The 15,673-nt window shown below is 72.8% G+C and carries 8 protein-coding genes; 4 read left to right on the forward strand and 4 right to left on the reverse strand.

Annotated features, from left to right (window positions below; translation table 11 throughout):
• Positions 1 to 388 precede the first annotated feature (388 nt).
• Positions 389 to 1,654, reverse strand: a complete 1,266-nt coding sequence (locus tag RCR19_RS06075; RefSeq protein ID WP_331264157.1) for a serine hydrolase domain-containing protein — start codon at positions 1,652 to 1,654, stop codon at positions 389 to 391.
• A 313-nt stretch (positions 1,655 to 1,967) separates the two neighbouring features.
• Between RCR19_RS06075 and RCR19_RS06080 the strand changes: the two genes are divergently transcribed.
• Positions 1,968 to 5,288: a right-handed parallel beta-helix repeat-containing protein gene (locus RCR19_RS06080; protein ID WP_331264158.1), complete on the forward strand. Its 3,321-nt coding sequence runs from the start codon at positions 1,968 to 1,970 to the stop codon at positions 5,286 to 5,288.
• A gap of 70 nt (positions 5,289 to 5,358) precedes the next feature.
• On the opposite strand, the gene RCR19_RS06085 is transcribed toward RCR19_RS06080, so the two are convergent.
• Positions 5,359 to 5,907, reverse strand: coding sequence for a YciI family protein (locus RCR19_RS06085; RefSeq protein ID WP_331264159.1), 549 nt, complete (start codon positions 5,905 to 5,907; stop codon positions 5,359 to 5,361).
• A gap of 111 nt (positions 5,908 to 6,018) precedes the next feature.
• A complete protein-coding gene (locus RCR19_RS06090) occupies positions 6,019 to 6,816 on the reverse strand; it encodes an SAM-dependent methyltransferase (RefSeq protein ID WP_331264160.1) in 798 nt (265 codons plus the stop codon).
• Positions 6,817 to 7,018: 202 nt separating this feature from the next.
• On the opposite strand from RCR19_RS06090, the gene RCR19_RS06095 reads away from it, so the two are divergent.
• Positions 7,019 to 8,209 (forward strand): S8 family serine peptidase, encoded by a 1,191-nt coding sequence (locus RCR19_RS06095; RefSeq protein ID WP_331264161.1) that lies wholly within the window; start codon positions 7,019 to 7,021, stop codon positions 8,207 to 8,209.
• 304 nt (positions 8,210 to 8,513) lie between these two features.
• Here the strand turns inward: RCR19_RS06095 and eccCa are convergent, their stop codons facing one another.
• A complete protein-coding gene (eccCa, locus tag RCR19_RS06100) occupies positions 8,514 to 12,434 on the reverse strand; it encodes a type VII secretion protein EccCa (RefSeq protein WP_331269358.1) in 3,921 nt (1,306 codons plus the stop codon).
• 225 nt (positions 12,435 to 12,659) lie between these two features.
• Here eccCa and eccD point away from each other — a divergent pair, with 225 nt between their 5' ends.
• Both eccD and eccB read left to right on the forward strand, forming a co-directional pair.
• On the forward strand, positions 12,660 to 14,060 hold the full coding sequence (gene eccD / locus RCR19_RS06105) for a type VII secretion integral membrane protein EccD (protein ID WP_331264162.1): 1,401 nt from the start codon (positions 12,660 to 12,662) through the stop codon (positions 14,058 to 14,060).
• A gap of 30 nt (positions 14,061 to 14,090) precedes the next feature.
• Positions 14,091 to 15,671 carry a type VII secretion protein EccB gene (gene eccB / locus RCR19_RS06110; protein ID WP_331264163.1) on the forward strand — a complete coding sequence of 527 codons (1,581 nt, stop codon included), beginning with the start codon at positions 14,091 to 14,093 and terminating at the stop codon, positions 15,669 to 15,671.
• The last annotated feature ends 2 nt before the right edge of the window (positions 15,672 to 15,673 follow it).

Consider the following 15,673-nt stretch of genomic DNA (forward strand, 5'->3'; position numbering starts at 1 on the left):
CGGCGCGATTCCCGGGCGAACGGGCCCGGCGCGGAGGCGGTTCGAGACGCGACGGCCACGCCCGGCCCGGCGTGCTCGGGCAGTGGGGCGCGGGACGTCAGCCGTTCGTCACGGGCATCCGGTCCCGGCCGCGCAGCCGGCACCGGACCTTCCGGGACACCTGAATCACCTCGGACCGCGACGGGGGGACGACGACGGTGGTGCGCTCACGCACGGCCGGCTCCCCTCACTCGTCACGAGTCGCGCCGAACGGACGTGGCGGCGCGCGATGTGTGACGAGTGTAGGAAGCGGGCCGGGAGGCAGGCACCGGATTTTCTTCCAGGCCCGAAGGCAGGACGCAGCCCGCACGGTCCCCGAACTGCTTGCCCGCGACCGGCCCGTCGTCCGTCACCGGGCCGCGGGCTGTGCGCGCAGGTCGAAGACGTGCCCCGGCGTGGCGATCCTCGTGACGGCTTCGCCGAACAGCGTGCTGGGCTCCTGACCGTCATGGTCGACATCGGTGTTGAGCAGGATCACGAGCGTCGCCCGAGCCGACGGGAGGTACACCGTCAGGGACTCGTAGCCCGGCAGTGATCCGTTGTGCCCGAGCCAGCCCCGTACGTTGAAGATGCCGAGTCCGTACCCCGCGCCGCGGATCGCCGTCGGGGGCGTGGTCAGACGCTGTTTCTGCAGGGCGGGGCTGATCAGCGGGCCGCCGTTCGGGAGCGTGCCCGTGGCCACCGTGCGCGCCCACACGCTCAGATCGTGCAGATCGGAGATCATCGCTCCGGCCGCCCAGCCCCAGGAGGGGTTCCAGTCGGTGGCGTCCTCGGTCTTCCCGCTCGCGGTCTGGTTCGTGTACCCCTGCGCATGCTGGGCCGGGAACGCCGCGTCGGACGGGAACGACGTGTGGTCCAGCCCGGCCGGGGCGAGGACGTACTTCTCGATGAAGTCCCCGAGCCGCTCACCGCTGACCTTCTCGACGACCAGACCGAGCAGGACGAGGTTGGTGTTGCAGTAGTCGAACTTCTCCCCCGGCGAGAACTGCACGGGGTGCCCGAAGGAGTAGTCCAGCAGTTGCCGCGGTGTGAAGGAACGCCGCGGATCGGACGTCAGTGCCCGGTAGAAGTCGTCGTCCTCGGAGTAGTTGAACAGCCCGCTGCGCATCCCGGCCAGGTCGCGCAGGGTGATCCTCTCCCCGTTCGGCACGCCGTCGACGTACTTCCCGATGGGATCGTCCAGGCCGGCCCTGCCCAGGTCGACGAGCTGGAGCAGGGCCGTCACGGTGAACGTCTTGGTCTCACTGCCGATCCGCATGTCGAGGTTCCGGGACATCTGCTTCCCGTCGGCCTTGTCCGCGACCCCGAACGACCGCACGTATTTGCCCTTGTCGCCCATCCACAGCCCCACGGTCACCCCCGGCACATCCGCCTCCCGCATGACCCGGCGCACGGCCGCGTCGAGTTGCCGCCGCACGTCGGGGGTGAGGTCCCGTACGTCCTGAGTCGCCAACGGCGTGGCGTCGGGCGGTAGGTGCGGCAGGGCGACGGTGACGGCGTTGGTGTCCGGCTCCGGCATACCGAAAGTGGCAGCGGCGACGAGCGGCAGCAGGAGCGTCCCTGCCGTGGCGACCGTCGCGGCCGCCCTGCGCAGCCGTCCACGCGAATGCGTCATGGGCTGACTCCAACCGGGCCGCGGAGCACGGCCTGCCGTAGGTCACGACCCCCGAGGTTCGAAATCAGCATATGTCGGGTGGCGGTGCGGCCCGCGGCGGGTTCCGCCAGGTGGGGGACGCGGCGGAAAGCGGCCGTGAGGCAGGGCGGGCGGAACGGGCCGCCGCGTGTACCGAGCCGGGCGGATTGCGCGGTGCGACCGGCCTGGTGTGGCCGGGCGCTCCTGTCGCCCGGCATGATGGTGCCGCTCACGCCAGGCACCGCCGGGCATCCCGGTCCCGTGGACGCCGGTGCCGTCTACAGGAGGTTCACGCTTGTCACGCCAGGTACTGACGGTCGGCCACGAGCGGCCGGGCGGCTATCGGACGATCGGTGAGGCCCTGGCGAGGGCGCGCAGCGGAGCCGTCATCAGCGTTTTCCCCGGTACCTACGCGGAGAACCTGACGATCACCACCCCGGTCACCATCGTCGCCGAACAGTCTCGCGGCACGGTCGAGATAGCCCCCCGCAGGGGCAGCGCGGTGGTGCTGAAGGCGGACGCCGTGATGCTCACCGACCTCGTGATCCGGGGCCGGGACGACGAACTGCCGGTCATCGACGTCCCGCGCGGACAGGTCGCGATGGACGGCTGCGAGGTCAGCGGCACCGCCTGGGCCGCGCTGCTGGCCCGGGGCAGCGGCTCGCTGGCCCTGCGGGACTGCCGGATCAGCAATCCGGGGGGCGCCGGGGTCGTCGCGACCTCGGCCGTGGACAGCTCCATCGAGTCCTGCACCATCGAACACCTCGGCACATCCGGCGTGGTGATCGGCGAGAACGGCCGGATCACCGTGCGCGGCTGCACCATCCGCGACGCCCGCGGCAACGGTGTGCTCGCCAACGGCGAGGCCCAGGGCTCAGTCGAGGAGTGCGACATCTCCTCCACCGACAAGCCGGCCATCGCGCTGGAGGACCGCAGCACCACCCGGGTGCTGCGCACGGTCGTCCACGACACGAGCACCGGCGTACACCTGACCAGCCAGTCCCGTACGACGCTCGACGACGTGCGGGTCACCGGCACCTCCGGACCCGGCGTGGTGCTGGGCGCTGGCACCGATCCGCTGCTGCGCCGCTGCCGCACGGCCCGCACCAAGAGCCACGGGCTGCTGGTCACCGAGCGTTCGAGGGGCACCTTCGAGGACTGCTGGCTGGACGCGGCGCAGGCGCCGGCGCTGCGGGTGACGGGATCGGCCTCCCCCGTCCTGGTCGGGCTGACGATCCGCGACTGCGCGGAGACGGCCGTGCTGCTGGAGGAGGACTCGGCGGCCGAACTGGACCGGATGGAGATCCTCGACGCGGCCGGGGCGGGTGTCTCCATACGCACCGGGGCCAATCCGCTGCTGCGCCGTGCCCGCATCAGCGCGCCGGGCGGCCACGGCGTCGAGGTCGTGAAGGACGGCCGGGGGCGGCTGGAGGACTGCGAGATCGAACGGCCGGGCGGCGCGGGCATCAGGTCCGAGGGCGACGGCAACGTCTACGTCGGTGGCGGCAGCGTCGATTCGCCGTCCGCGGGCGGTCTGTCGATCGGCGCCGGCGGCATCATGACGGTCCGGGACTGCGAGGTGCGTGCGCCCGCCGAGGCGGGGATCACCGTGCAGGAGGACGGAGAGGTCACCGCCACCCGGGTGAAGGTGAGCGGGAGCACCGGTCACGGCGTCCTCGTCGCCGACGGGGGGCGGGCCTCGTTGAACGCCTGCGAGGTGGCCGCGAGCGCCAAGGACGGTTACCGGATCGAGAGCACCTCACCGGTGTCCGTCGTCAACTGCACCGCCCGCGACAACGCCGGAGGCGGCCTGGTCCAGGCCAGGCCCGGAGACCGGCTCGCCGTCGAGGGGCTGACCAGCAGCGGGAACGGCAAGCGGGACGCCTGGGGGCTCGGTGACGCCGAGGGCACCGACCCGGCGTCCGGCGGCGACGGCGACGCGGGGCTCACCCGCGAGGACGGGCCGCTGGCGGCGCTCGACGGCCTCATCGGCCTGGAGAACGTCAAGCACCAGGTCCGCACACTCGTCAATCTCACCCAGCTCGCCCAGCGCCGGGCCCGGCTCGGCATGTCCGCGCCGCCGATGAGCCGCCACCTCGTCTTCGCCGGGCCGCCCGGCACCGGTAAGACGACCGTCGCACGCCTGTACGGCACCATCCTCGCCGAACTGGGCGCACTGCGCTCGGGACATCTGGTCGAGGTCTCCCGTGCCGACCTGGTCGCCCAGATCGTGGGCGGCACCGCGATCAAGACCACCGAGACCTTCACCAAGGCGCTCGGCGGCGTGCTCTTCATCGACGAGGCCTACACCCTGCTGTCCGACGGACGCAGTTCGGGCGCCGACTTCGGCCGGGAGGCCGTGGACACGCTGCTGAAGCTGATGGAGGACCACCGCGAGGACATCGTCGTGGTGGCGGCGGGGTATTCCGCCGAGATGGAGGCGTTCCTTGCCTCCAACCCCGGTCTTGCGTCGCGTTTCTCGCGCACCGTCGAGTTCGAGAACTACGCGGTGCCGGAGCTGGTGGCGATCGTGGAGAGCATGTGCGCCCGCCACCAGTACGAGCTGGACGACACCGCGCGCAAGGCGCTCGCGCTGCACTTCGAGCGCATGCCGAAGGACGCCACGTTCGGCAACGGCCGGGCGGCCCGGCAGGTGTTCGAGGAGATGGTGGACCGGCAGGCGTTCCGGCTGGCGTCGCTGTCGGACGTCGGCGAACGGGACCTGACGCTGCTCGTGGCGGAGGACCTCGGTGAGGAGGTCGCCGCGGCCGTGTCGGGCGAGTCCGCCGCGGGGCAGGAGAGCGACCCGCTGGCCCGGCTGGGCGACCTCGTGGGCCTGGCCGCCGTCAAGCGGGACGTCACCGACCTGGTCAACCTGCTGTCCACCGCGCGCCAGCGCGAGGCCGCTGGGCTTCCGGTGCCGCGCATCAGCCACCACCTGGTCTTCACCGGGCCGCCCGGCACGGGCAAGACCACCGTCGCACGGCTCTACGGCGAACTCCTCGTCTCCCTGGGCGTACTGCCGCGCGGACAGCTGGTAGAGGTGTCCCGTGCGGACCTGGTGGGCCGGTACATCGGTCACACCGCGCAGCTCACCCGCGAGGTCTTCGAACGCGCCCTGGGCGGTGTGCTGTTCGTCGACGAGGCCTACACCCTGACGCCGTCGGGGCCGTCCGCGGGCTCCGACTTCGGGCGGGAGGCGGTGGACACGCTGCTCAAGCTCATGGAGGACCACCGCGACGAGGTCGTGGTGATCGTCGCCGGCTACACGGAGGAGATGGAGCGCTTCCTGTCCTCCAACCCCGGTCTGTCGTCCCGCTTCTCGCGGCGGGTGGAGTTCCCGGACTACTCCTCGGACGAGCTGGTGACCATCGTGCGCCAGCACGCCACCTCGGTGGGATACGAATGCGGGCCGGGCACGGGCCAGGTGCTGCGCAAGTACTTCGACTCGCTGCCGCGTGACCGCTCGTTCGGCAACGCGCGGCTCGCCCGCCAGGTCCTGGAGAGCATGATGACCCGTCAGGCCGGCAGGCTGAGCACGATGGCAGCGCCGGGCATCGAGGACCTGCGTCTGCTGGTGCCCGGCGACGTGCCCCGGCAGGAGCCCGTCGTGTGACGGACGGTGTCCGGCTGCGGTGCCGGGCCGTCGTGGGCCCGGCACCGTCGGCCCGGTACGTCCCGACCCGTCACCTCCGTCCGCCGAACTCCCATTCGTGGACCTCGATGCCGGCGTAGTGCTCCGGGGTGAGGACGGCACGTGCCGTGTCCGGGTCCGGGGCCCGGAGCAGCACCGCCGTGCCCAGCCAGGTGGCGGCGTCGTCGGACAGCAGGGGACCGTACGCGACCAGCCCGTCCCGGTCGGAGGGTACGTCGAGATCGGCGGCCGGACCCGAGCCGAGACCGAGCACCAGGTAGCGGTCGCCGCCGGTGCGCCCACCGGGGAAGTCCCACATGGTGCGACCCAGCAGGTTGCGCCACCGGCGCAACAGCACGTCCCGGTACACACCGGCCTGGTGGTTGGGCTCGTCGAAGGCGAACGCACGCGCGGCCGCGGGATCGGGCAGGTCGACGATGTGCACGCTCCCGGTGGGCGTCTCACCGTCGTCGGCGAAGGTGGGGCCGCGAGCGATCAACTGGGCGGCGAACCGGTCCATGTAGGACCAGTGCTCTTCCAGCAGCTCGTCGCGCAGCGCGACGGAACCGGGCCGGTCGCGGTGATAGCAGAAGAACTCCATGCGCACAGACTGTCCCGATCCGCCGAGCGGTCACAACCCGCTCCTCACGCGCCCCTCCCGGACCTTGTCCCCGCGGGCGGGCCCGTGACCCGCGGGGCGGCGAACGGCGGTTCAGCCGGTCCTGCGGCCCACGCCCCCGTAGAAGCCGATCACCTCGGACCCTGCCGGCGGCGGGCCGTCCGGGCGCCAGAACGGGATCTGGGCCAGGCCCGGCTCGAGCAGGTCGAAACCGGCGAAGAACCGCTCGACCTCGACGCGGGACCTCAGGTTCAGGGTGGCCGTGGCCCCGTTGTAGACCGACTGCGCCTTGGTGCGGTCGGCGAAGTCGTCCGTGGCGTGGGAGAGCACCAGGAAACTTCCGGCCGGGAGCGCGTCGCGCAGGGTGGCGACGATCTGCGCGGGGTTCTCGGCGTCCGTGATGAAGTGCAGTACGGCCCCGAGAAGCAGGGCGACCGGCTCGTCGAAGTCGATGACCCGGCGGACCTCGGGGTGGCCCACGACGGCCAGGGGGTCGCGCAGGTCGGCGAGCACGATCCCGGTCGCCCCCGAGCGGCTGAGCAACGCGTCTCCCTGTGCCTTCACGATGGGATCGTTGTCGACGTGGACGACGCGCACGTCCGGTGCCGGCCGCAGGGCGATCTCGTGGACATCGGGTGAGGTGGGCAGTCCGCACCCGATGTCGAGGATCTGGCGGACCCCTGTTCCGGTCACATGGCGGACGGCGCGCTGCAGGAAGGAGCGGTTGGCCCGCAGGCCGGCCCGGACCTCGGGTGCGGCGGCGACGAGTGCCTCGCCGGCCTGACGGTCCACTTCGAAGTGGTCCTTGCCGCCCAGCAGATAGTCGTAGATCCGCGCGGGGTGCGCCCTGCTCGTGTCGATCTCGTCCGTGCGCAAGCCGTCCTGTCCCACACCATGCTCCTCTCGACGGCCCCACGGCCCCGCCCGTGTACGGCCGACGACAGCCTTCCACAGCAACTCCCGCTTGCACGAGCGGAGTTGGGTCGCGATGGCGGAGGGGACGGCGCGGCGATCCGCCGGGTGCCGAACAGCGGCGGCCTACGAGGGGTCCGCGGAGCCGAGGGCTTCCACGACACGCTCTAGTATGCGTGCCATGCGTCGCCTCCCCCGCTCCCTGCGAGCGCTGATACCGCTGGTCCTCACAACGGTGACGGCACTGGGGACGACATCCCCCGTGGCCTTCGCGGCGGGCACCACCGTAAGGCTGCCGGTGCTGAAGTCGCGGCTCTCCGACGGCGCCGCCTGCGCTGGTGCGTCGAGCGCGGTGGCCTCCGCGGTGCCGTGGGAACAGCACTCCCTGGGCCTGTCCGGCGTCCGGCAGCGGGGAAGCGGTGCGGGCGTGACGGTCGCGGTCGTCGACACCGGGGTCTCGCAGCAGGCACCGACCCTGAAGGGCCGTGTCACGGCGGTCGGCGGCGCGGGCGTGGACTGCGTGGGGCACGGCAGTTTCGTCGCCGGGATCATCGCCTCCGCCCCGGCGAAGGGTGTGCGTTTCGCGGGGGTGGCCCAGGGGGCACGCGTCCTCGGCGTCCGGGGCACGGACGAGCACGGTGTCGCCACCGCCGCCGGTGTGGCGGCGGGCATCCGTGCCGCGGTGGACGCCGGGGCCCGGATCGTCGAGGTGTCCCCCGCCCTCGTGCAGGGCTCCGACGCCCTGACCTCGGCCGTGCGTCATGCCGCCCACCGGGACGCCCTGATCGTGGCCGCCGCGGTGCCCGACGCGCCCACGACCGCCGCCTCCTCCTCCGCACCGCCGCCCCAGGACTACTGGCCGGCCGCCCAGCAGGGCGTGCTGTCCGTGCTCGACGTCGACGTCGCCGGCAAGCGCCCCGACGGCGCCTACACCCCTCGCTCCGCCGACCTCGCCGCGCCGGGCGACGGAGTCGTGGGCCCCGGCCCCAAGGGGACGGGACACTTCATCGGCTCCGGTGCGTCGCTCGCCGCGGCCTACGTCGCCGGTACTGCGGCGATCGTCCGTGCCGCCCATCCCGACCTCACGGCGGCACAGGTCGCCCGGCAGTTGACGGCCACGGCCTATCCGGCGGACGTGCCGCGCCTCGACCCCTACGCGGCCCTCACCTCCGTGCGGGAGCCGGCCGCCGGGGCCGCACGGGCCCATCCGGCCCCGGCGGTCCGTCTCCACTCCGACGCGGCCGGTGAACGCGCGACCCACCGTGCGGTCGTGCTCGCGGCGGCGGGAGCGGGAGTCGTCCTGCTGGTCGTCTGGGCCTCGGTCGTCATTCCGCGCGGCCGGGCCCGCAACTGGCGCCCGGCCCGCCGCTGACCCCACCCCGGACCGCGCGGCACGCCCACAACCGTGGGCGGCCCGGCGAAACTTCCGCTCACGGCGGCTCGCGCAGGACTGGTTCCTACGGGTCGCACGGGCCGCGGCGGCCATTCCCGCCGCCGAACCCCGACCGGCATCCGACCCGCGACAGCCCGCCGCCCCGGCACAACCACCGGCGAACCACCGCCTGAGCAGCCCGGCCCACCGTGGAAACGTCCCGCGGCAGGCCGCCCCGTACGGCGGACGGCCGGCGTCCGCGGTGGAGGGCCCCGACGGCCGTGGCCGTTCGGGGCCCTCGGGGTCACTCCCCCACAAGGGCCGTCTGGATCAGGGTCGGCTTGCGGCGGGTGATGTGCTGCGCTCGACCCGGCGGCAGGTTGCGCGGCTTGATGGTGCCGAAGACATAGCCCTCCGACGGCGGGCAGGACATCAGCAGCCCGGGGGTGTTGACCTCGTCGAGCCGGCGCAGCAGCTGGTCGTTCAGGCCACGGCCCGCGCCCGTGGCCGAGCGGACGACCACCAGATGGAGCCCCACCTCGTGGCCCAGGGCCAGATGGTCGAAGAGCGGCGCGAAGGGATGGTCGAAGGCGTTGCTGCCGCCGACCATGTCGTAGTCGTCGACGAGGACGAACAGCCGCGGGCCCGTCCACCAGTCCGCCTGCCGCATCCGGGCCGGGGTGATGTCGGGACCGGGCAGCCGCGTCTTGATGGCCCGCGCCGAACCGCCCACCAGCTCGCGCAGACCGTCGACCGAGACGGCGTGGCCGAGGCGGTACTCCTCCGGCACCGCCTCGACCAGCTCGCGCCGGTAGTCAACGACCAGAATGCGGGCCTCGGCCGGGGTGTAGCGGGTCGTGATGGATTCGGCGACCACCCGCAGCAGGTTGGTCTTGCCGCTCTCGGTGTCACCGATGGCCATAAGGTGCGGAGTACGGCTGAAGTCGTGCCACACCGGGGACAGCGTCTCCTCGTCGAGGCCGAGCGGGATCCGCAGCCCCTCCACCACCTCCGGCGTCGGCAGTTCGGCGACCGGGAGCCGGTGCGGCAGCATCCGCACCGGCGGGGCGGCGGGCCCTTGCCACGCCTTGGCCACGCTCTCCACGAGCTGGGCCACCCCGTCGGTGAGGTCCTCGGCGCTGTCCTTGCCGTCGATGCGCGGCAGGGCGGACAGGAAGTGCAGCTTGGTGTCGGTCGTCAGACCGCGGCCCGGTGTGCGCGGCACGGTGGCGGCCTTGCGTACGTCGACCACCGAGTCCATCGTGTCGCCGAGCCGCAGTTCGAGCCGGGTGGCGATCTGGTCGCGCACCTGGGCGGACAGCTCCATCCAGCGGGCTGCGGCGACGACCAGGTGGATGCCGTAGTTCAGGCCGCGCGCGGCGATCTGGTTGAGGGTGGGGACGAGGGTGTCGAAGTCCTGGCGGACCGTGGACCAGCCGTCCACCACGAGGAAGACGTCACCGTGCGGTTCGTCGGGGAACTCGCCGGCCGCCCGGCGCCTGCGGTAGGTCGCCATCGAGTCGATGTTGTGGTCGAGGAAGAACTGCTCGCGGTGGTTGAGCACCGCGGTGACCTCGGCCACCGTACGGGTGATCCGTTCGCTGTCCAACCGGGCCGCGACCCCGCCGACATGCGGCAGTCCGGCGAGCGCGGAGAGCGTTCCGCCGCCGAAGTCGAGGCAGTAGAACTGCACCTCGAGCGGGGTGTGGGTGAGCGCGAGCGCGGCGATCAGCGTACGCAGCACGGTCGACTTGCCGCTCTGCGAGCCACCCGCGACGCCGATGTGGCCGCCGCTGCCCGCGAGGTCCACGACGAGCGGGTCGCGTCGCTGCTCGAACGGCATGTCCACCAGGCCGACCGGTACCCGCAGCCGCCCGGTTCCCGGCCACCGCTGCGAGGTCAGTCCGCGTTCGGCGTCCGGGGTGAGGCCGGGCAGCAGCGCGCCCAGGGTGGGCGGCAGGTCCAGCGGCGGCAGCCACACCTCATGGGCCGGAGGTCCGGAGGCACGCAGCCGGTCCAGGGCGACCGACAGCAGCGAGGGGCCGCTCTCGTCGGCCTCGTCCGCCGAGGGTTCCGGATCGGGCAGTTGGGCGGGGGTGCGCGGAACGACCCAGCCGGCCGTCCACGGCACCACCTGACTGGCCACCCGCGCCTGGGCTGCGGCGCCCCGCCTGCGGCGATAGGCCCCGGAGACATAGGCGGCCCGGAACCGGGTGAGCGCCTCGACACCACTCTTCAGGAAGCCCGAGCCGGGCTGCGAGGGCAGCTGGTAGGCGTCCGGCACACCGAGCACACCACGGCTCTCCATCGCCGAGAAGGTGCGCAGGCCGATGCGGTACGACAGATGGCTCTCCAGCTGGTGCATGCGCCCCTCGTCCAGGCGCTGCGAGGCCAGCAGCAGATGCACTCCGAGGGACCGTCCGAGACGGCCGATCATGACGAACAGGTCCATGAACTCGCGGTGCGCGGCGAGCAGTTCGCTGAACTCGTCGACGACCACGAACAGGCTCGGCAGCGGGTCGAGCGCGGCCCCGGCCGCCCGCGCCTTCTCGTACTCCAGCGCCGAGGTGTAGTTGCCCGCCGCCCGCAGCAGCTCCTGACGACGTATCAGCTCACCGTGCAGGGCGTCCTGCATGCGCTCCACGAGGGCGACCTCGTCCGCCAGGTTGGTGATCACCGCCGAGGTGTGCGGGAGTTCGTCCAGGCCGAGGAAGGTCGCGCCGCCCTTGAAGTCGACCAGGACGAAGTTGAGGGTCTCGGAGGAGTTGGTGAGGGCGAGGCCGAGCACCAGGGTGCGCAGCAGCTCGCTCTTGCCGGAGCCGGTCGCCCCGATCAGCATGCCGTGAGGGCCCATACCGCCCTGCGCGGACTCCTTGATGTCCAGTTCGACGGGCGCGCCGTCGGCACCGACGGCGACCGGCACACGCAGCCGGGCCGCGCCGGTGCTGCGCCGCCACAGCGTCTCCGGATCGTGGCGGTGCAGGTCGGGGATGCCCAGCAGGGTGGTCAGTTCCACGTCCGTGGCCAGCGGCTCCGCGGTCTCGGCGGTCAGGCTCATCCGGTACGGCGCCAGCATCCTGGCCAGTGCCTCGGCACCCTTGGGTCCGACCCCGTCGGGCCGGCCCAGCGTCGTGGTCTGCTCCTTGCGGCTGCTGTCGGTGCGCACGAGGCGCAGCGAGTCGGACCGTACGTCGAGCCGCAGCGTGGTGCGGCCCGGACGCCAGCGCAGGGCGCCCGAGAGGTCGACGACGACGGTGTTGCGGAATCCGGGTCCGTCCAGTCGATGCCCCGCGGGCACGGTGACACCGTCCACCACGATCACGGTGAACGGCTCGTCACGGCCCGGCAGCGCGTCGGGGTCGAAGACGGGACGTTCGGTGAACTCCGCACCGAGCAGGTCCTCCAGGTCGTTGAAGGCCGACGCCACCATACGGGCGGGTCCTGCACCGTCCTGCTCCTGCGGATGCAGATTGTGCGGCAGCCACTTGACCCACTCCCACTCCGCCCGCCGCTCGTCCGCGACACACAGCGCGATCCACAGTTCCTCCGGCGGGTGGAAGAGCGCCAGTTGGCACAGCGCGGCGCGCACCGCGGACCGTACGGCCTTATCGTCGCCGCGCAGCAGCACCCGGGCCCAGGACCGCAGGTAGAGCGCGATCGGCTGGTCCGGGACGGTGCTGTAGGCCCGTACGAACCGACGCAGCGCATGCGCCGAGAGCGGGTCGAGGTCCTCCACCGGCTTGGTGGACAAGGGGGTCAGCCGCATCCCCAACTGCTGGTCGCCCACGGCGATACGGACCTCGGCGAAGTCGTCGTCCTTGGGTCGGCGCTCCCACAGCCGGGTGGTGCGCACCATCGAGCGCAGGGCCGTCGGTGCGGGGTGGCGCCAGGCCAGCGCGTGTTGCTGTTCGATCACGGCCCGATGAACTTTGCGGCGGGTCTGGGACAAGTAGCGCAAATAGTCACGCCGTTCGCCACGCAGCCGCTGTTTGCGGTCGCTCCCCTTGCGCATCACCTGCCCGACCATCATGGCCCCCGCGGCCAGCACCATCATGCCGAGCGCCATGTAGGTGAAGACGCTGGCCGAGGCGCCGGGCCTGACGAAGATCAGCATCATGGAGACGGACATCATCGCCATGGGCAGATAGGTCCACACGGCCGCGTTGTCCGGCACCGTCTCCGGAAGCGTGGGTGGCTCCTGGAGGTTCAGCTCTCCCTGCGGCATCTGAGGCCCGCGGCGGCGGGCGGGACGGCGGAACAGGACAACGCTCAACGAACCGGCTCCTTAAACGGCGATGCCGCGTGCGGACGGTGTGCCCGATCGGGCAGGCGACCAGCGGATGACCCCCGGGCAGTTCACAGCCACCACGGCGGCCCCAGTAGTCTGCATGGGCAACACACGTACGTCCAAGTCGTCTCGGATGCCTCCCGGGAAGCGTGGCCCCCTTTCATGACTGACAGCTCGGTGGCCGGTCTGTGCCGCCTCACCGTCCGTGCCCCCGCCAAAGTGCTCGACCTCGCGGTGCCCGCCGACGTCCCCGTCGCCGATCTCCTTCCGATCCTGCTGCAGTACGCGGGCGAGGAACTGGAGGAGAGCGGCCTCGACCACGGCGGCTGGGTGCTGCAACGCCCCGGCGGCCGCCCGCTGGACGAGGAGGGCACACTGGAGACCCTGGACCTCAAGGACGGCGAGGTCCTCCATCTGCGCCCGCACACCGAGGCACTGCCCGAGGTGCGTCTGGACGATCTGGTCGACGGCATCGCCGGTGTCACCAGGGACACGTTGCACGGCTGGAGCACCGAGTCGAGCCGCCGTCTGCTGCGCGCCCTGGTCGTCGTCACCGTACTGACCGGCCTGGGGGTCCTGGCCTGGCCCGCCGGCCCGGCCGCGGCCCGGGCCGTCACGGCTGGTGTGGCCGGTCTGCTGCTGCTCGCCGGTGCCGCCTCCGCCGGGCGCGCGGTGGGCGACGCGGCGGGCGGGGCGACGCTCGGGTTCCTGGCCGCACCCAGCCTGGCGCTGGCCGGCTGGCTGCTGCCGGGCGGCGAGATAGCGGGCCCCGACGCCCACCATGTGCTCGGCGCCCGGCTGCTGGCCGCGGGCGCCGCGGGAGCCGGTGGCGCGGTGCTCGCCCTGGCGGCGGTGGCGGTGTACACCCCGTTCTTCCTCGCCGGTGCCGTGGTGGCGGTCGCCGCCGCGGTCGCGGGCGTCCTGATGAGCGTGCTGGATCTGTCCGTCGACGCGGCCGCGGCGGCGGTCGCGGCGGTCGTCGTGCTCTTCGGCGGTTTTGTGCCGGCCCTGTCCTTCCGGCTGTCGGGCATGCGGATGCCCGCGCTGCCGACGAGCCCCCAGCAGCTCCAGGAGGGCATCGAGCCCTACCGCGGCTCGGACGTCGCCACCCGCACGGAACTGGCGAGCGGCTGGATGACCGCGCTGTACGGGGCGACCGGTGTCGTCTGCGCGGGCTGCCTGGTCGCGCTCGCCCGGCGGCCCAGCCTGCCCGAGGCGCTCACCGCGCTCGCCCTGTCGCTGCTTCTGCTGCTGCACGGGCGGGGCATGGTCAACGCCGGGCAGCGGCTCACGCTGGTGGTACCGGGCGCCTGGGGCGTGTTCCTGCTGGCCGTTCAGACCGCCGCCACACTGGACGCCGCCGAGCGGCCCACCCTCGTCGCGGGGCTGCTCGCCCTCGCCGCCGTACTGGCGATCGCGTCCTGGACGATCCCTGGCCGGCGCATGGCACCGTACTGGGGCCGCGCCGCCGAACTGTTCCATTCCCTGCTGGCGATCGGCCTGTTGCCGCTGACGCTGTGGGTGCTCGGCGTCTTCGGCGCCCTGCGCGCGATCAACGGCTGACCGGCGGACCAGAGGGGATCGAGAGGCACCATGCAGTCCAAGCGCGACCAGGTGCAGGCGCACGCCTTCGTCATGAGCCGGCTGACCTCCGGCATGTTGCTGGCCGACCCGGACGCCCCGGAGAGCCCACTCGGGCGCACCACACGCGGCGTTGTCATCGGCACCGTCATCGCCGTGGTGATCTCGGCGGCCGCCGTGGTCTACGGGCTGATCAACCCCGGGGGCAACGACTCCTGGCGCACGTCGAACAGTCTCATCGTCAACAAGGAGACCGGGGGCCGGTTCCTGTACGTGGACGGCCGCCTCAGGCCGGTCCGCAACTATGCCTCGGCACTGCTGATCGGCGGCTCCGACCTCAAGACGACCGATGTGCGCACCGCCTCGCTGCGCGACACCCCGGTCGGCGCACCCGTCGGCATCCCGGGTGCCCCGGACTCCGTACCGGAGGCAGGTGACCTGGACGGCGGCCCCTGGCAGGTCTGTTCGGTCGTCGCCACCGTGGACAGCACGGCGGGCACGGGCACGGCCGCGCTGACCACGCTGGTCGCCGGCGCCCCCACGGACGGCACCGGGGTGGGCGCGGACCGGGGCATCGTGGTGACGGGGCCCGACAGGGCGACGTACCTGGTGTGGCGGGGCAGCCGGCTGCGGCTCGACAAGACGTCGGGCGCCGCCGTGTCCCTCGGCTACGGATCGGTGACCCCGCGCCCGGTGTCCGCGGCCTTCCTCGACGCCCTGGTCTCCGGACCCGACCTGGCAGCGCCCGCGGTGCCCGGCCGCGGCTCCTCGGGGCCGTCGCTGGGCGGCCGGGAGAGCAAGGTGGGCCAGGTGTTCCAGGTGCGGGTGCCCGGCTCCGACTCCCAGTACTACCTGCTGCGCAGCGAGGGCCTGGTGCCGCTGACCGACACCGGTGCCGCGCTCGTGCTCGGTGACCCGGCCACCCGCAAGGAGGCCTACGGCGGGGCGGCGCCCACGTCCGCCGTCATCGGTGCGGCGGCGCTCAAGGAGCACGCCGCGCCGGGCAGCGAGGGGCGCTCCCCTGCCTCGGCGGGCCTCCCGGACTCCCCGCCGCGCGCGGTCGACGTGCCGGAGGGCTCGTCGGCCTGTGCCAGGGTGCAGCCCGGTGACGGCGGTACCCGGGTCACCACGGTGCTGGTGCCCGCGGGCTCGCTCGCCCCGGTCGTCCAGGCGGACTCCCAGCAGGTGACGGCGGCCTGTGTGCGGGTGGACGCCACCGTCGTACGTCCGGGCCACGGTGTGCTGGTACGGGCGCTCGGCGGGAACGGCGCGACGGTCGGCGACACGACGTACCTGGTCGCGGACAACGGGGTGAAGTACCGCGTGCCGACGGCGGCGGCGCTGCAGTCCCTCGGGTACGCGCAGGGTGATGTGGAGGCGCTGCCCTCGCCCCTGCTGTCGATGCTGCCCTCGGGCCCGGACCTCAGTCAGCAGGCGGCCGTCGGCGGGACCGGCGCGGTGACCACACCGCCGGGCTGCGCGCCGGGCGGTGATCGCCCCGGCGAGACGCCGGGCGGTCGCCTCGGCGCGGCGCTCGGTGGACTCGGCACTACGGCCGGGGGTTCTCTGACCGCCACATTGCCGGGACGTTAAGG

It is taken from the genome of Streptomyces sp. WAC07094 (assembly GCF_036320405.1).
In the GTDB taxonomy this organism is placed as follows: Bacteria; Actinomycetota; Actinomycetes; order Streptomycetales; family Streptomycetaceae; genus Streptomyces; species Streptomyces lannensis.